The 15,702-nt window shown below is 65.5% G+C and carries 15 protein-coding genes; 9 read left to right on the forward strand and 6 right to left on the reverse strand.

Features of this window, described 5'->3' with window-relative positions; genetic code table 11:
- Positions 1-184: 184 nt before the first annotated feature.
- From AC5RVS_RS10005 to AC5RVS_RS10030, 6 genes are all read left to right on the forward strand, one after another.
- Complete coding sequence (locus AC5RVS_RS10005; RefSeq protein ID WP_494108015.1) at positions 185-1,000, forward strand: type IV toxin-antitoxin system AbiEi family antitoxin domain-containing protein; 816 nt, start codon at positions 185-187, stop codon at positions 998-1,000.
- A 344-nt stretch (positions 1,001-1,344) separates the two neighbouring features.
- A complete protein-coding gene (locus AC5RVS_RS10010) occupies positions 1,345-1,551 on the forward strand; it encodes a hypothetical protein (RefSeq protein WP_494108016.1) in 207 nt (68 codons plus the stop codon).
- 124 nt (positions 1,552-1,675) lie between these two features.
- Positions 1,676-2,398 carry a deoxyribose-phosphate aldolase gene (gene deoC, locus AC5RVS_RS10015; RefSeq protein ID WP_494108017.1) on the forward strand — a complete coding sequence of 241 codons (723 nt, stop codon included), beginning with the start codon at positions 1,676-1,678 and terminating at the stop codon, positions 2,396-2,398.
- A gap of 34 nt (positions 2,399-2,432) precedes the next feature.
- Positions 2,433-2,660 (forward strand): hypothetical protein, encoded by a 228-nt coding sequence (locus AC5RVS_RS10020; protein ID WP_493988027.1) that lies wholly within the window; start codon positions 2,433-2,435, stop codon positions 2,658-2,660.
- Between the two features lie 231 nt (positions 2,661-2,891).
- Entirely contained in the window at positions 2,892-4,241 is a 1,350-nt protein-coding gene (nhaA, locus tag AC5RVS_RS10025; protein ID WP_494108018.1) for a Na+/H+ antiporter NhaA, read from the forward strand.
- 175 nt (positions 4,242-4,416) lie between these two features.
- Complete coding sequence (locus tag AC5RVS_RS10030; protein WP_493988025.1) at positions 4,417-6,132, forward strand: sensor histidine kinase; 1,716 nt, start codon at positions 4,417-4,419, stop codon at positions 6,130-6,132.
- Positions 6,133-6,154: 22 nt separating this feature from the next.
- Here AC5RVS_RS10030 and AC5RVS_RS10035 read toward each other — a convergent pair whose 3' ends face one another.
- Positions 6,155-7,669 (reverse strand): M20/M25/M40 family metallo-hydrolase, encoded by a 1,515-nt coding sequence (locus tag AC5RVS_RS10035; protein WP_494108019.1) that lies wholly within the window; start codon positions 7,667-7,669, stop codon positions 6,155-6,157.
- A 330-nt stretch (positions 7,670-7,999) separates the two neighbouring features.
- Between AC5RVS_RS10035 and AC5RVS_RS10040 the strand changes: the two genes are divergently transcribed.
- From AC5RVS_RS10040 to AC5RVS_RS10050, 3 genes are all read left to right on the forward strand, one after another.
- Positions 8,000-8,443, forward strand: a complete 444-nt coding sequence (locus AC5RVS_RS10040; protein WP_493988023.1) for a VanZ family protein — start codon at positions 8,000-8,002, stop codon at positions 8,441-8,443.
- A 50-nt stretch (positions 8,444-8,493) separates the two neighbouring features.
- Positions 8,494-9,807 (forward strand): UDP-glucose dehydrogenase family protein, encoded by a 1,314-nt coding sequence (locus AC5RVS_RS10045; RefSeq protein WP_494108020.1) that lies wholly within the window; start codon positions 8,494-8,496, stop codon positions 9,805-9,807.
- A gap of 179 nt (positions 9,808-9,986) precedes the next feature.
- On the forward strand, positions 9,987-12,023 hold the full coding sequence (locus AC5RVS_RS10050) for a M1 family aminopeptidase (RefSeq protein ID WP_494108021.1): 2,037 nt from the start codon (positions 9,987-9,989) through the stop codon (positions 12,021-12,023).
- A 74-nt stretch (positions 12,024-12,097) separates the two neighbouring features.
- Here AC5RVS_RS10050 and AC5RVS_RS10055 read toward each other — a convergent pair whose 3' ends face one another.
- The 5 genes from AC5RVS_RS10055 to AC5RVS_RS10075 form a co-directional block, all read right to left on the reverse strand.
- The gene (locus tag AC5RVS_RS10055; RefSeq protein WP_493968247.1) at positions 12,098-12,358 is read right to left on the reverse strand and encodes an SHOCT domain-containing protein; all 261 of its coding nucleotides are present in this window, start codon (positions 12,356-12,358) and stop codon (positions 12,098-12,100) included.
- 165 nt (positions 12,359-12,523) lie between these two features.
- The gene (locus AC5RVS_RS10060) at positions 12,524-13,507 is read right to left on the reverse strand and encodes a hypothetical protein (RefSeq protein WP_494108022.1); all 984 of its coding nucleotides are present in this window, start codon (positions 13,505-13,507) and stop codon (positions 12,524-12,526) included.
- Positions 13,504-14,403 carry a hypothetical protein gene (locus tag AC5RVS_RS10065; RefSeq protein ID WP_494108023.1) on the reverse strand — a complete coding sequence of 300 codons (900 nt, stop codon included), beginning with the start codon at positions 14,401-14,403 and terminating at the stop codon, positions 13,504-13,506. Before AC5RVS_RS10065 ends, AC5RVS_RS10060 begins: the two co-directional genes overlap by 4 nt.
- A 4-nt stretch (positions 14,404-14,407) precedes the next feature.
- Entirely contained in the window at positions 14,408-15,088 is a 681-nt protein-coding gene (locus AC5RVS_RS10070) for a signal peptidase I (RefSeq protein WP_494108024.1), read from the reverse strand.
- 11 nt (positions 15,089-15,099) lie between these two features.
- Positions 15,100-15,675 (reverse strand): SipW-dependent-type signal peptide-containing protein, encoded by a 576-nt coding sequence (locus AC5RVS_RS10075; RefSeq protein WP_493988016.1) that lies wholly within the window; start codon positions 15,673-15,675, stop codon positions 15,100-15,102.
- Between the last annotated feature and the right edge of the window lie 27 nt (positions 15,676-15,702).

The raw sequence follows: 15,702 nt of genomic DNA on the forward strand, positions 1-15,702 counted from the left end.
GACTTTCGGCCACCCTGGAGCCGGCCCGGGAACCCCAGCCTGTTCATCGGCACGGCTCCGGGCCCTCCCCCGGGCACCCGGACCACCAACACAGCCGCTCCGCCAGCGTTCCTTCGGAGTGGCGGTATCCACAACCGGCAAGGAGGCCGGCGACGCTTTCATGCCGTTGGCCAACACTGGTGCCATGGCTCGTGCAGTTCTCGACTCTCGACTGGCAGCGCTCTGGCCGCAGCAGTATGAGGTCCTGACTTCCCAAGAACTCCGACAGTACGGTGCCGGCGAGCGCTTGATCCGTGATGCTGTTCGTCACGGTGCTTTGATCCGCATTCGGCATGGTGCGTATGTCCTGGGTTCGCGGTGGATTGCCAGCACTTCCAGGCGACGAAATCTGCTCCGCATTCAGGCCCACGCCCTTGTGCCTGGTCCTGCCGGAACCTACAGCCACGCCTCCGCTGCGCGCCTGCATGGCCTGCATGTCTGGGATGTTCCGGCAACTGTTCATCTCACCCAGCCATTCCCCCCGACCAGGCACACCAGAAGCCCGGACGTCAGCCCGCACCACTCGGTCTTGCCACCCGGTGAAGTCACCGTACTGCGTGGTCCGCGCGGCGAGCCGGTGCCCGTCACCAGCTTGGAACGGACAGTTGTGGACTGTGCCAGGACCATGCAGCTTGACCGGGCTGCCATCATCGGCGATCACGCCCTTCGTAGCGGCGCGGTCCGCGAGCGGATTAACGAGATCCTCGATTCGATGCCGGGTTCTCGGGGAGTCCGCCGCGCCCGAACTGCCGTGGCCTTGCTTGATGGCCGGGCCGAGTCACCGGGAGAAACCCGCACCAGGCTGTTGCTTGGCACGTTCGGTATTCCGATGCCCGTGCCGCAGGTTGAACTAACCACGAGGTTGGGCAGGCACCGCGTCGACTTCGCATGGGAGGACCTCATGCTGATTTTGGAATTCGATGGCCGGAGCAAATACTTCGACTACAGGCCTACGGAATAGGTACTGCTTGAGGAACGACAGCGAGAGAACGCCTTATCGGAAATCCACTGGAACTTCATCCGTGTGGACTGGGCGCAGCTAGGCCGGCCGCACGAATTCCGGGGCCGGATCGCCGAAGCCATGGTGCGCGCCGCCAGCAGAACGGCCGCCCTGAAAAGTCATCCTCCGGGCGCCAAACGGGACGCGCCCCACCCCGGCCCGGGATGATGTGGCAGGGCGAGGCACACACATCGGAGCATCGACCGTGCAGCGCCTAACAGACACCCTGACCGGGGGCGAAACCTCCAGTGATTCATCACCTTCGGCACCTTTTCGGCACGGGTGCCATGTGGGACGATGCAGCCATGGGCATCGAAGAACAGCTGCCCCGTTCCGCAGGGACAAGGCATCAAAGCCCTGAGGAGGAGCCGGCGCACAAGGCCTCGGAAGAGCACATTCCTGCCGACGACGCCCGGGCCATCGCGCGCCGCCGGCAGGAAGCCGAGGAGAAGCTCGAGGAGCACCGCCGTGCGGCCGAGAAAGAGGGCCATTCCACCGGTGGCACTTACTGACCCGTAACCGGTCCCGCAACGCCCCGCGGCGGCCGTCCAAGACGGCGTGCGCCGCTCCTGTCGACGCCTGTCCGGTATGCGAGGATAGAAGTTCCTTCGAACCCAGCAGATGAAAGGGATGGCCATGTCTGAAGACATCACATCCGGATCCGCTCCGAGCGCGACCTATCACGATCCGACGTCGATCGCTTCGGTCATCGACCACACCCTGCTGAAGCCGGAAGCTTCCCGCGAAGACATCCTCACGGTCTGCGGGGAGGCGGTCGAGTACCGCTTTGCCGCCGTGTGCACGAATCCTGTCTGGACGGCCTTGGTGCACAGTACGCTCAAGGGGTCCGGGGTCAAGACCTGCGCGGTCGTCGGCTTCCCGTTCGGTGCCACTCCCAGCGATGTGAAGGTGCACGAGGCCCGCGGCGCCACGCTGGACGGCGCCGACGAAGTCGACATGGTGATCAACATCGCCGCGGCCCGGGCGAACGACCGCGCCGCGATCACCGAGGACATCGCGGCGGTGGCCGAAGCCGTCCACGCCGGCGGCGCCATCCTCAAAGTCATCCTGGAGACCCATTTCCTGACCGACGAGCAAAAGCGGATGGTCTGCGAAGCCGCAGCCGAGGCCGGAGCGGACTTCGTCAAGACTTCCACCGGGTTCAGCGGGGGCGGAGCCACCGTCGAGGACATCGCCCTCATGCGGGACGCCGTCGGGACGCGCCTGGGAGTAAAGGCCTCCGGCGGCGTGCGCTCCGTCGACGACGCGCGCGCCATGCTCCGGGCCGGCGCAACACGAATTGGCGCCAGCTCATCAGTGGCTATTGTTAAAGGTGAGCAAGCCGCCGGCGGCTACTGACGCCGCACCGCACTATTGAGGAGAAACACACCCCATGGCCCACCCCAAGCAGCGCACCCACTCGGGCGAGGGACACCTGGTCAGCAATTTGATCACCTTCGCGGTCATCATGCTGATCTTCTTCGGTTCCCTGTACGCCTTCAGCCTGGAGCCGGTCATCGGCGCCATCCCGGCCTTCGGCATCGGGCTCGGCCTGTTCACGCTGGCGTTCTTCATTCCCAAGCAGTTCATGGGCCGTTCCGACACGCACCACAACGCCTGACGTTTTCGGGTTTCCCCGGGCGCTCAGCCAGGGGGCAGGCTGGTCCTGTCCCCCTGGCTGGGCGCCGGCGTCTTTAAGGGCCGACGGCGCGCTCAGGGCCCCCTTGTCCCCGGGACGGCCCTTGGCGGGCAGCACCGCGCGGGCGTGTACACTGGCACACGGTGTGACGGGAAGCCTGGTCGTCGATTGATTCAACGAGCCCACAGGGCTTAGCAACCGTCAGGAGTCTGCATGGCCGCCCCCTCTCCCCAGGACAAAAACACCATCCTTGGCCGGGGCAGCTATCCGGAATTCGTCCGCATCAGCGAATTGATGCGCAAAGAGACCGTCGGCGGCATCCTGCTGCTGATCGCCACCGTCGCAGCACTCGCCTGGGCCAACTCGCCCGCCGCCGGCAGCTACTTCGCCATCCGCGACTTCACGATCGGCTTCGAGTCACTCCATCTCAACCTCAGCATCGGCCACTGGGCATCCGACGGCCTGCTGGCCATCTTTTTCTTCCTGACCGGCCTGGAGCTCAAGCGCGAGTTCGTGGCAGGCGACCTGCGCTCCCCCGGCCGCGCCATTGTCCCAATCGCCGCCGCCTTCGGCGGCGTCGCCGTACCCGCCCTGATCTTTGTTTTCGTCAACCTGGGCGCGGGACCGGAAGCAATGCGCGGCTGGGCCATCCCGACGGCCACGGACATTGCCTTCGCGGTGGCCGTACTGGCCGTGATCAGTTCGCACCTGCCCGGCGCACTGCGCATTTTCATCTTGACGCTGGCCGTGATGGACGACTTGATCGCCATCGCCATCATCGCGTTCTTCTACTCCTCCGACGTGCAGGTGCCGTACCTGCTGTGGATGCTGCTGCCGCTGGCTGCCTTCGCGTTCCTGACGCACAGATTCGCCAGGTTCTTCGCCCGGCACCACCTGGCAGCCTGGGTCATTCTCCTCCCGCTGGGCATCATCGCGTGGGGGCTGATGCATTCCTCCGGCGTACACGCAACTGTGGCCGGCGTGCTGCTGGGCTTCCTGGTCCCCGTGCTGCGCAGCAAGAAGGACGGCGGCCCCGACGCCGGCCCCGGACTGGCCGAGCAGCTGGAGCACCGTTTCCGTCCTCTCTCCACGGGATTCGCGGTGCCGGTCTTCGCGTTCTTCGCCGCCGGCGTCGCTCTCGGGGGCTGGGAGGGCATCAGCCGGACCTTTACCGACACGGTAGCGATTGGCATTGTCGCCGCCCTGGTGATCGGCAAGCCGTTGGGCATCATGCTAACCACCTGGCTGCTGACCAAGTCCACCAAGGCCAGCCTGGACCCGTCGCTGAAGTGGATCGACGTGTTTGGCGTGGCCATACTGGCCGGCGTGGGCTTCACCGTTTCACTGCTGATCAACGATCTGAGCTTCCCGCTCGGATCCGACCACCACGACCATGCGAAAGTAGCCGTCCTGGCCGGTTCACTGGCCTCCGCGCTGCTGGCGGCCGTCATCCTGCGCGCCCGCAACCGGCATCACCGCGCACTCGAAGAGCTGGAAACCGCGGATGCCGACCAAGACGGCACTCCCGACGTGTACCAACAGGACCGGCACGCGGCGGACTGACCCGCCAACCGGGGGCGCAGTACCCCAACACACCACCGCTGCGACTCGCGTCACAGACCGCATCGTTCCACCGTGCGGGGCAGCACGCGTGCCATACTGAACCAGTCATGGCCAGCCCCGGCTCCGGCAACGCAACCGACAACGAGGGCTGCCCGGAGTAGGGGGACCTTCGATCATGTCTGCCGCACCAAGTCCACTGTTGTCGTGGCTGACCGGACGCCGGCAGTTCCATGAGCTGCCCCTGCGCGCACGCGTGTTCCTGAGCCATCTGCCGCTCTGCGTTTCCGTGACGCTAACCGCGGTGATAGCCGCGGTATTCTTCCCGGAACTGCTGGCCAACGCGCAATTCACCGGCGGACTCATCGGCATGGCCGTGTTGTGGATCCTCGGCGCCGCCATCCCCTGGGACCGGCTGCCTTATCCGTCGTACTGGGTTATCCCGCTGCTGGACTTCGTCGCCATCGGGGCCCTTCACCACGGCGGCGGGACGGTACTCTCCGGGGTCGGCCTGTTGGCGGTCTTCCCGGTGTTCTGGATGGCCTGGTCGGAAATCGCCCCCGCCGCCGCGCGCATCGTCAGCTTCGCCGCACCGCTGCTCATCGTCTGGATTCCGGTGTTCACCGGTCCGGAGCCGGTAACGCCGGAAACCCTGTTTGGCCCAATCCTGGTCCCCATCGTGACCTTGGCAGTCTCCATCACGGCGTCCGTTTTCTCGTTGAGCATGACGGCACAGCAGCAAGCCCTGGCCCGCAAAGACCGCGAGCTGCGGGCCCTGCTGGAGGAAAGCAAGGTACATGTGCGCCGGCTGGACACCGTCCTGAACGCCGTCGCGGTGGGGGTGCTTGTCACCGACGCCGAGGGCCGTGACATCCTGAGCAACGTGCAACAGGAGCGGGACCGCTTGGTGGCCATGCCCCAAGGCATCGACAATCCGGACGAGGCCGATTTGCTGGTCTTCGAAGCGGACCGGACGACCCCGGTAGTCCCGGAAGACCGCCCCATCCGCCGTGCCGTCCAGGGTGAGTCTTTTTCCGACCGGCTGGTGTGGATCGGTGACGGAGAAAGGCAACGCGCCATGTTGTGCACGGCGCGCCCCATGCAGAATGACCTCGGCCAGTTCGACGGCACCGTGATGGCCTTCAGCGACGTCACCGACCTGGTCAATGCTCTGACGGTGAAGGAAGAGTTCGTCGCCAGCGTCTCGCACGAGCTCCGCACCCCCCTGACGTCCATCATGGGCTACCTGGACCTCGCGCTCGAGGACGCCGACCAGCTGCCGCAACACGTCACCGCTTCCCTCGACATCGCCATGCGCAATTCCGAACGCCTCCTGCAACTGGTGGAAGACCTGCTCTTCACTGCCTCCGGAACGCTGAGCGTCGAGCCCCGCCGCACGGTGTTGGCCGACCTCGTCGCCACCAGCGTTGCGTCGGCCATGCCGAGGGCGGAACACGCGGGCGTGGACCTGGCCATCGATGCCGCCGACGGGCTGGAAGCGGAGATCGATCCCAACCGGATGGGACAGGTGCTGGACAACTTGCTCTCCAATGCCATCAAGTATTCGCCCGACGGCGGCCGGGTCACGGTGCGGACCCTGGCGGCCGACGGCGCCGTCAGGCTGGAGGTCAGCGACACCGGCATGGGCATGTCGGAAGCCGATCAGGCCGAAGTCTTCACCAAGTTCTTCCGGACCAGTTCCGTCCGGCAAGCGGCCATCCCCGGGCTGGGGTTGGGGCTGGCCATCAGCAAGTCGATCGTGGAAGCACACGGCGGCACACTGACGTTCACGAGCACCTTGGGAGCGGGCACGACATTCAGCGTTTCGGTTCCGCAGCTCAGCGAACAGGGAGGCCGTCCGGAGACGGCCTCCCTGGGCCAACTGCTGCCGTAGGGGACAGCGCCGGTCCGGTGGGTTAGCGAACGGCCTGCGGCCCCTTGAACAGCATCTTGGTGCTGCCCGTTCCCTTGCCCTTGGCCGTGCCGTTCACCACTGAGGTCGTTTCAGCGAAGGTCAGCGTGGTGTGCGCAATGGCATCGGCCATCTGTTCCAGTACCACGAGGTCCACGTTCGCGAGCGTGTCGCATGCCTCGTGGTAGCAGGGATCATAGGCCACTCCCGCGGTGCCCCCGTAGATTGCTGCCTGTTCTTCGGTCTTGATCTCCTCGGCGCCGGTAAACAACCCTCCGGCCGGAATGCCGTTGTTGATGAAGGCGAAGTAGTCCGAGCGGCCGTCGAAGGCCGTCGGCTCCGAGGCGAGTCCCTGCGAGGCGAAGTAATCTTCGAAGACGCGCTCGATGGTGGCAGAGCCGTTAGGCCCGGCCAGCCCAAACGCATCGCCGTCGCCGTCATACACGAAGCGCACGGCATTGGGCGAACCGACCATGTCGAAGTTCAGGTTGAGCGCGTGCTGCTTGATCTCACGCTTGCTCAACTGGGACACGTAGTAGTCCGAGCCGAGCAACCCGTCTTCTTCACCGCCCCAGAAAGCGAACCGCACCCGGTTTTCCGGTGCGTCACCCGATGCGGCCAGCTGAAGCGCCGTTTCCAGGATCGCCGCGCTGCCGGAGCCGTTGTCGTTGATGCCCGGGCCTTCGGATACCGAATCCAAGTGTGCGCCGACCACGACGGTGCGGTCCGCGCGCCCGGCCGTGTCGGCGAGGATGTTAAATGTCTCCGTCACGACGATCTCGGCGTCCACCGCGATCCGCAGTTCCAGGTCGGCGGTCCCGGCCAGCTCGGCCCCCAAATCGAAGCTGGTGCTGACGGCCGGGATGGCCTGTGGCGTTCCGAGCGTGCCGCCGAACACGTCAAGCCGGTCCGGCGTGCCTCCGTTGCCTTGATTGAAGATGACCACGCCGACGGCGCCTGCTGCCGCGGCATTCGAAACCTTCGTGGCGAAATCGCACGTACCGCGCTGGATCAAGGCGATGTTTCCGGCGGGGAAGCTTACGAAGTCGGTCGCCTCGCAGCCGCTGGTAGAGGCCCTGTCGCCTGCGAGGTTGATATCCACCGCGGTCACCGGTGCCGTGACGTCGCCGGAGGCGGAGTAATCCATGGCCAGGAACTCCTCCCCTGCCGTGTAGACCGTCGGCGTCGGAGCGACCTGCTCGAACTCTTGGCCGTGGAGCACGAACCGTTCGTAGGAGAACACCTGCCGAACGGGCGTGTAGCCGGCGGCCGACAACTGAGCCTCGATGTATTGGGCCGCCGCCTCGTAGCCGGGCGTGCCCGCAGCGCGGTTGCCGCCGTTGGCATTGGCCGCGTCCTGCAGGGCCTGCAAGTGGCTAACGATGTTCTCGGCCGTGACCGCGTTCCGCAGGGTGCTGGTGTCTGTCCCCTTAGCGGCTTGAGCGGGCAACCCGGTTCCGAACGCCAATGCGGTGGCGGCAGCGATGGCCGCACCCCGCATGAAACTGTGGGTCTTCATGCTGGTTCCTCCATAAAGTGTGGATGGAAGGATCCCGCTGTCCCCGCAGCAGGATCCTGCCCGGAAGCTACCCCATGGCCCCGGAAAGCGACAGAGCCAGCTCGTGATACCCCTCACAAACACCTGAAAGAACCATTTCAGCCTTGCAAACTGCCGGTCTCCGGGTCGCTGTGCAACCGCCCCGCACCGCCCGGCTGGGGTCGCTGTGCGACCGCCCCACACCGCCCCGGCTGGAGCCGCTGGGCGTCCGACCTCGGTGGCACACCGGTACCATGGCATTCGGTCGTCTGCGCATCAGCGCTCGGCGGCCCACGGCGGAGAGGAAGACCGATGCGGCTTCGCACGTCCCGGGAGGGGACCCGCCTGCTGCTGTCCCTGCTGTTGGGCGGCTACGCCCTCCTCGTCGCCGTCGCCGTGTTGTGGCCTACTCCGGTGGATGCCGGCGCGAACAGCACCATCCTGGCGGTTCTCGCGGCTCTGCATGAAGCAGGCGCGCCACGCTGGATCGACTACAACCTGGTCGAATCCGGGGCCAACGTTTTGATGTTCGTGCCGCTGGGCCTGTTGGCCGCCCTCCTTATCCCGGCCGGTCTGCGCTGGTTGACGCCGGCCGGAGCCCTCTTGCTCTCCGGCGCCATCGAGTGGGCGCAGCAGGCGTTCCTGCCCGGCCGCTATGCCGCGCTGCAGGACGTCTGGACAAACACCCTTGGCGCAGCCCTCGGCACCGTGCTGGCCTATGCGTGGCTGGAACACCGGCAAAACCGGCAGCGGTAACGCGCTAAAGTCGAAGTAGTCTCTACTCAAGGCACGTGTAAAGGACCACCATGCGAATTTCCGTCATCGGCTGCGGCTATTTGGGCGCCGTGCATGCCGCGGCCATGGCCAAGCTCGGACATGACGTGGTGGGTATCGACGTGGATGAACGCAAGGTCGCCGAACTGCAGGCCGGCCGCGCCCCGTTCTTCGAGCCGGGCCTGCCGGAACTGCTCGCCGAGGTCCAGCAGACCGGCCGGCTGACGTTCAGCACGGAGATGGCCGACGCGGCCGGAGCCGCCGTGCACTTCGTGTGCGTGGGCACGCCGCAGCGCAAGGGCGAGAACGCCGCCGACCTGCGCTATGTCGATGCCGCCTTCACGTCCCTGGCCGTGCACCTGCGCCCCGGTGACGTGGTGGTCGGCAAGTCCACCGTGCCGGTGGGAACGGCGTCACGGCTCGCCGAGGAAATCCGGGAGGTCGCCCCGGCGGCCATCCTGGCCTGGAACCCGGAATTCCTGCGCGAAGGCCACGCCGTCAAGGACACGCTGACCCCGGACCGCTTTGTCTACGGCGTACCTCCGGGCGCTCCCGGTGAAGCCGCCACGGCGGCCATGGACCAGGTCTACGCGACGCCGCTGGCCGACGGCACACCGCGACTGGTGGTCGACTATGCCACCGCCGAACTGGTCAAAGCCGCGGCAAACTCGTTCCTGGCCACGAAGATCTCCTTCATCAACGCCATGGCGGAAGTATGCGAAGCCGCCGGGGCCGACGTCACCGCCCTGGCTGACGCCATCGGCATGGACGAGCGGATCGGGCGCAAGTTCCTCAACGCCGGCGTCGGCTTCGGCGGCGGCTGCCTGCCCAAGGACATCCGCGCCTTCATGGCCCGGGCGGGCGAACTCGGGGCGGACCAGGCCCTGACATTTCTGCGTGAGGTGGATGCCATCAATATGCGCCGCCGCACGCGCGTGGTGGAACTGACCCGAGAGCTCTGCGGCGGGTCGCTGATCGGAAAGCGCATTACCGTGCTCGGTGCCGCGTTCAAACCGCAGTCCGACGACGTCCGTGATTCACCCGCGCTGTCTGTTGCCGCCCAACTGCAGCTGCAGGGCGCCACGGTCACCGTCACCGACCCGGAGGCCCTGGCCAACGCCAAGCAGCGTTTCCCGGAACTTAGCTATGAACCGGATACCAAGACGGCGATCGCCCGCGCCCACGCGCTGGTGCTGGTGACCGAGTGGAATGAATACCGCGAGTTGGATCCGGTCGTCGTCGGAAGCCTGGTAGACGAAAAGAACATCCTGGACGGACGCAACGTGCTGGACCCGGCAGCGTGGCGCCAGGCGGGATGGACCTTCAAGGGCATCGGCCGCCCCTAGGTTTTTCCAAAGTTTGGCCTTCCAGAATGGGCCCGTACAGCCAAGCTGTGCGGGCCCATGGTCGTATTCGTTGACAGTGGTCCCAAACAGGAGCATGTTAGGTGAATGGCCAGCGCTTGAAGCCGCCGACCCCGCTCATTCACGGGTCCGTGCAGCCTTGGCCGATGGGGGGACGTTGCATGATGGCTCGGAGGGGTCTTGCCTTGGTTGCGGCCGCGCTCTTGGGCGTGTCCGGCTTGGCGCTGCCTGTCGCTCCGGCCGTCGCAGCCCCCAATCCCGGCGGGCATGTCTTCGAGCCCGGCTCCGCCACCCTGCATGACGAGTATTTCCCTGACGCCGGCAACGGCGGCTACCAGGTGGCCCACTATCGACTGGACTTGCTGTATGACCCGCCCACGGATCGGCTGGACGGCACCGCCACGATCACGGCGCAGGCCAAGCAAAACCTTTCGGAGTTCAGCCTGGACCTGGATGGTCTGGACGTCGATTCCGTCAGCGTCGACGGGCGGGACGCACGCTTTGCCCGGACCGGAACCAAGCTCACCATCACCCCCACCCGGGGTGTACCGGACGGCGGCCGCTTCACCGTGGTGGTGGCGTACTCCGGTATCCCCCGAACCCTCGCCCTACCCGGCCCCGCCGGGTTCATCCATACCGACGACGGCGCTCTCGTCACCGGCCATCCGGAGAGTGCGCCAACCTGGTTTCCGGTGAACAACCATCCCAGCGACCGTGCCGGCTACACCTTCAACATCTCGGTGCCCAACGGCTGGCAGGCGGTGGCCAACGGCTTGCAGGACGGAAGGGAAGCCGAGTCCGGCCGCACCGTCTACACCTGGAAGGCTGACGAGCCGCTGTCGCCGCATTTGGCGACCATCGCCGTCGGGCATTTTGACCTGTCGGAGCACACCGAGGACGGCATCAGCTACGTGGACGCGATGGATCCGGCGCTGAAGGAGGTGGTGGTCCCGCGCAACGGCGACGGGCTTGCCTGGACACAGAGCGACAATGCGAGCTACAAGCGGCTCACCCGCACGGCCAGTGTCCCCCCATCCGGCGGTGAGCTCTCGTTTTGGATGCTGCGGGACACGGAGCCCGGTTGGGACTATGCCTTCGTGGAGGCGCGCACGCCCGGCGGCAATGATTGGACCACGCTGAAGGACGACACCGGACTCGCGGACGACGAAACGGGCAATTCCTGCCCGGCGTGGCATCACGTGCACCCCTTCCTGAAGCACTACCAAACGGACGACGGCGGCGGTTCCTGCAGTGCAGAAGGCGCCACCGGTCAATGGTGGGCGGCCACCGGTGCCAGTGACGGCTGGGAGCACTGGAAGTTCGACCTGGCCGACTACGCCGGCGAAGATGTGGAGCTGTCCATCACCTACGCCAGCGACATCACCGGGCAGAACGACGGCGTGTTCGTGGAGGACATCCAGGTGCCGGGAGGGGAAGGGTCCACGTCCTTCGACAGCGACGGCGACCGCTGGGACGGCTGGGAAGTGCGGCGTGCACCGGACGGCAGCCCGGAGAACGCGAACGGCTGGACGGCCGGGTCCGCGGCTCCTCCTTCGCAGGGGTACAAGATCCAGCAGTCGCTGGACAAGCAGCCCCAGATCATAGAATTCCTGTCCACCGTGTTCGGCAAGTACCCGCTCAAGAGCGCCGGCGGAATCATTGACCGTTCCGAGCACCTTGGTTTTGCCCTTCAGATGCAAGGCCGGCCCGTCTATCCCATGGACGGCTTCTACGATGAGGCCAGCGGAAATGCCATGATCGTCCGGGAATTGGCGCATCAGTGGACCGACTCGCAATTGCCTCCGCCGCGGTGGCGGGACAGTTGGCTCAACCAAGGCCTTGCGACCTATGCCCAGTGGCTCTGGAACGAACAGCAAGACCTCGGCAGCGCCGATGATACGTTCGATTTCTACGCCGGCATCGCGGCCGACGACGACTTCTGGCAAGTACGGGTGTCGGATCCGGGCGTCGATCAGCTTTTCGCGGGCAATGTCCAGACCCGGGCCGCCATGGCGCTGCACGCCCTGCGGGATGACGTTGGCGACAGAGACTTTTTCAGGCTTTTGAAGATCTGGGTCCGGGACGGATCAGGCAATCCGGGCGATTTCCAAAAGCTGGCCGAGGACATCACGGGCAAGGATCTGGCCGCACTCTTCAAGACCTATGTGTCGACGGCTGGGAAACCGGGGGTCCTGTAGCAGCAGGGTGCCGCGCAGGCGGGGCGCCGCGCAGGCGGGGGCGGGAGTTACCCGTCAGCGACTCCACTCAACGGCTAGCGGTCTTCGCCGAGGACCCGCAGGCCTTCGCGGTAGGCATCTGCCGTCAGCTCGCCGCGCGCGAACCTTTGGTCAAGGATCTGTCGGGCCGTGCTCCGCCGATGCGACTGTTGTACTTGGCCTGCTGCCGCTGCCAAAGCATCTTCGACTTCGCGCGGTCTCAGCCCCATGAACGCACGTATCACCAGGACCGCCAGCAACGCCACAATCGCCAACAGCAGCAGTCCAAACAGCCATGCCAAGCCCATATCTACCATGATGAAAGCACCCCTTCGATCACGACGGAACGATGGCTTCTCTACTCCGTTCCCCTAGGGTCAGGATACGCGTCCGTTCCGACAACCAACAGGGACGGGTCCACCGATCCGCCGCCTGTCTTCAGGGTTTTTGGCAGGACGGCCTCCCGAAGTCCGGAGGCCTTCCTACTCCGGCGGAGCAGCCTCATGGAGTGTCGTGCCCCATGGGAAATACTTCAGGGTCTTGTAGACCGGATCGCCGGCAACAGTTCCGCTCATCGGCTGGATCCGCACGCGGTAGTCTGCAAAGAAGTCCCCGCCGGTCCGGGAGAACGGCAGCTCAAAGTCCGCGCCGGTCGCCTGCACCGTCGTTTCAGCGCCCCAGCCGTTGGCTGCGAGCAGGGACACGTCGTAGGAGGTGGTGCCGGCCGATTCGTTCCAGCTGAAGGACACGTACCTGCGGTCGCTGGCGGGCGCACTGACGGTTTGCTTCACGCTCGTCAACGGCCCCAAAGGCGGATGCTGTTTGGCGTCGTAGTAGCAGTTTTCCACGTTCGAATGCTGGTATTCGTACGCCAAGTAGGCAGCATCGCCGGCGATAGCACCGTTCATCGGCTGGATGCGCAAGCTGTACTGCGTGTAATAGGGTGCTTTTGTCCCGGCCCCGTTGAGGGGATTGCCAAGCCGGTCGGAAGGAACCCGGGGCATGCTGAATGTGACCGATTCGCCTTTCACCTCGGCCGCGTGGTTGTAACGCGGATCATCTGGGGTGAGCGTGACGATGTAGTGCGTGAAGTTCGAGGCGCGGCTCCAACTGAAGGTGACGTCGACCTTATCGCGGTTCACCAACTCCGCCTTGGTTTTCCCCACCACGCATTGCGCGGACTTCCGTCCCGGCCCTATGGGGCGGGGCTTCAAGTGGGCGCCGGCCGCAACGCGGGTTCCGCCGGATCCCGACGGCGGGCCTTGCACCGGGCCCACCGTAACGTTCAGGGTTGCTGTAGCCGTCTGCTTCCATTTGGCGGCAGCGACGGGCACGCCAGCGCCGAGCAGAATGACCAGGAAAAATGCCACCAAGGCCGGCGTGAAACCGGGCAGTGCCCTCAACCGCACCAGAAAACCGGGGCCTCCGGCGGAATCCGGCGCGTCGGGTTCGCGAGGCGTGCTCATGAGCGCTTCCTTCGTTTCATGAGGACCACAGACAGGGTTCCCATCAGGCCCAGAGCTACCGCCAGCCACCTGCTGCTGTTGGCAAACACATTGCTCTCAATCCAGGTGGCGGGCTGTGTGGCGCGACCTGGTTCGGCCGCCGGTGCACCCGCATCGCTCCCGGGCAACGGGAACGCATGGTCTTCGGAATCAGCAGCCCCGCCGGTGTCGGGGGCCTGTTGACCGTGTAGCTCGGTGTGGCCAATGGCGTCTGTACCGTTTCCGGTCGAGCCAGCGGCGCCCGCGCGGCCCGGCCCGCCCACGGGATCGGCAGCTGCCTCGTCCGGCGGCGGGACGCCCGGATTGGATCCGGTGCCTGCCGGGCAGGCGGCGCGGGCCGCCTGTCCGCTCGCCTGCAACGTCACTGTCACATCCACATCGGCGGTCTTGAGCCGGGTTTCATTCGCAGCCTCTTTGTCGAGGCGCAGTGTCATGTCCAGGCGCAGGATCTCCCCCGCCTCGAGAATCCAGACGGTGTTGATACGGGAACAAGACCACGGCCCGGTCAGCGAGGCTTCGCCGGCAGGTTCCTCGCCTGACTCGACCTGCAGGACCAGATTCCTGGCGATCTCCAAGTCGGCGTCGCCGACGACGCCGGCCACGGTCAGCGCTCCGGCGTCGCTGCCGTTGTTGCGAATCCACAGGCCGTCCGTGATGGATCCACCGGGTACCAGCGGGGCACTCTGTTCAAACAACGGTGCCTGAAGCCTGGACGCGAAGTTCCGTCCGTCCAGGCTGAGCTGCAGACGTTCTTCGGCCGCGAATGCCGGACTGGCCGGCGCCAGAACCAAGAGGATCAACAGGACCGAAACCGAGGCGCGCCAAGCGCCGGGTCGTCGTTCCCTTCGTCCGGTCATCGCGCTAAATCCTGTTCTGTTCCCTGAGCGAACGGCGGGTCGGCAGCACTTCCGTCTGCGGCCCGGGAGTGGTGCGGGCGCAGATGTCGTCCCGGGCATCCGTCGCCGGCTCCTCCTTATCCCCTCCTGCCGGACTGGACGGGACCCCGGCGACGGCACCTGAGCTGCCTTGTGGCCTCCGCTGGCGGAGTCCACGAATCACGGCAAAGCTGCCATACGCAATGAGCGCGAGGGCTGCAAGCTGCACCAGGCTGCCTCGCCCGCCTTGTCCCAGGGCGTTGGCAACAAAGCCGACCGCGGGCACGGCATAGAACAGTTTGCCGCGAACCTGCACTTCCATGACGGGCATCTCGTCTTCCAGGGAGTTGTTATCCCCCTTGGTCACCAGCAGCCGCTCTCCGTCCTGGGCCGAGATGATCGCGGTGACGCGGTGGGTGATAACGACGGGGCGGTTGGATTCCACCTGATAAGTAATGATGTCGCCGGCACGCAGCTCTTCGAATGGGACAGGCTTCACCACCAGAAACGTGCCGGGCGCGTATTTGGGCGCCATGGAGTTCGTCAGCACCGTGTATGTCTGGGACCCGGTAACCAGAGGTATAACGACCAGCACCAGTGCTGCCAGGGTGACCGTCAGGAAGGCCAGGTAGGCAAGTCCCCTGCCTATCAGGCGAACAACATGCATGAGCTTCTCTCTCACATCTGAGCCGCAGACAACGGAATGGAAATCGCTGTAGACGAACCCTCCAGGGAGGCTGGTACGTCATCGGCGAGTTCCACCTGGAAACAAAAGGCGCGCGCTTGCCCCTTTGCCAAGCGGAACGAAGGGAGCGCATCCGGGTCGGCACCAAAAAGGGCAGGGTTCGAGCAGGAGGCGAGATCCCCAGCGGCTGCGGACGTGATTTTGAGGAATCTACCCAGCTCCTGCGATTCGATAATCGGCGCTACTGCCACCTTCGCCTCAATGGCGAAATCGGCAGTGGCATTGGTCTCGTTCGTCATGAGGACGCCGGCATATACAGTGCCGCCGGGCAGCACGGCGCCCGCTGGTTTCGTGGACATTGCAAGCGTCGCCGGAGCACCGTTGGCCAGCGTCATTTCCATGTGCCGGCTTCCGTCCCCGCTGAGGGCGACTGTGAAGTCGGCAGCCTGAACGGTGCCGGCATCGGCCGATACGCTGGCATTCCAGAGGGCATACGTGCCTTGAACGGCGAGCATACCCAGAAAAACCGCACCTGACATCAGCGCCGCTGCCGTCGCAAAACGCCGCATCCAACTCCCCCTGCCTCCCACTGGCTG

The organism is Arthrobacter sp. Y3221048, from assembly GCF_059092685.1.

Bases quoted from the DNA above. Each gene is read 5' to 3' on its own strand.
- AC5RVS_RS10005 (WP_494108015.1), top strand. From the start codon at position 185: ATGGCTCGTGCAGTTCTCGACTCTCGACTGGCAGCGCTCTGGCCGCAG.
- AC5RVS_RS10010 (WP_494108016.1), top strand. From the start codon at position 1,345: ATGGGCATCGAAGAACAGCTGCCCCGTTCCGCAGGGACAAGGCATCAA.
- deoC (WP_494108017.1), top strand. From the start codon at position 1,676: ATGTCTGAAGACATCACATCCGGATCCGCTCCGAGCGCGACCTATCAC.
- AC5RVS_RS10020 (WP_493988027.1), top strand. From the start codon at position 2,433: ATGGCCCACCCCAAGCAGCGCACCCACTCGGGCGAGGGACACCTGGTC.
- nhaA (WP_494108018.1), top strand. From the start codon at position 2,892: ATGGCCGCCCCCTCTCCCCAGGACAAAAACACCATCCTTGGCCGGGGC.
- AC5RVS_RS10030 (WP_493988025.1), top strand. From the start codon at position 4,417: ATGTCTGCCGCACCAAGTCCACTGTTGTCGTGGCTGACCGGACGCCGG.
- AC5RVS_RS10035 (WP_494108019.1), bottom strand. From the start codon at position 7,669: ATGAAGACCCACAGTTTCATGCGGGGTGCGGCCATCGCTGCCGCCACC.
- AC5RVS_RS10040 (WP_493988023.1), top strand. From the start codon at position 8,000: ATGCGGCTTCGCACGTCCCGGGAGGGGACCCGCCTGCTGCTGTCCCTG.
- AC5RVS_RS10045 (WP_494108020.1), top strand. From the start codon at position 8,494: ATGCGAATTTCCGTCATCGGCTGCGGCTATTTGGGCGCCGTGCATGCC.
- AC5RVS_RS10050 (WP_494108021.1), top strand. From the start codon at position 9,987: ATGATGGCTCGGAGGGGTCTTGCCTTGGTTGCGGCCGCGCTCTTGGGC.
- AC5RVS_RS10055 (WP_493968247.1), bottom strand. From the start codon at position 12,358: ATGGTAGATATGGGCTTGGCATGGCTGTTTGGACTGCTGCTGTTGGCG.
- AC5RVS_RS10060 (WP_494108022.1), bottom strand. From the start codon at position 13,507: ATGAGCACGCCTCGCGAACCCGACGCGCCGGATTCCGCCGGAGGCCCC.
- AC5RVS_RS10065 (WP_494108023.1), bottom strand. From the start codon at position 14,403: ATGACCGGACGAAGGGAACGACGACCCGGCGCTTGGCGCGCCTCGGTT.
- AC5RVS_RS10070 (WP_494108024.1), bottom strand. From the start codon at position 15,088: ATGCATGTTGTTCGCCTGATAGGCAGGGGACTTGCCTACCTGGCCTTC.
- AC5RVS_RS10075 (WP_493988016.1), bottom strand. From the start codon at position 15,675: ATGCGGCGTTTTGCGACGGCAGCGGCGCTGATGTCAGGTGCGGTTTTT.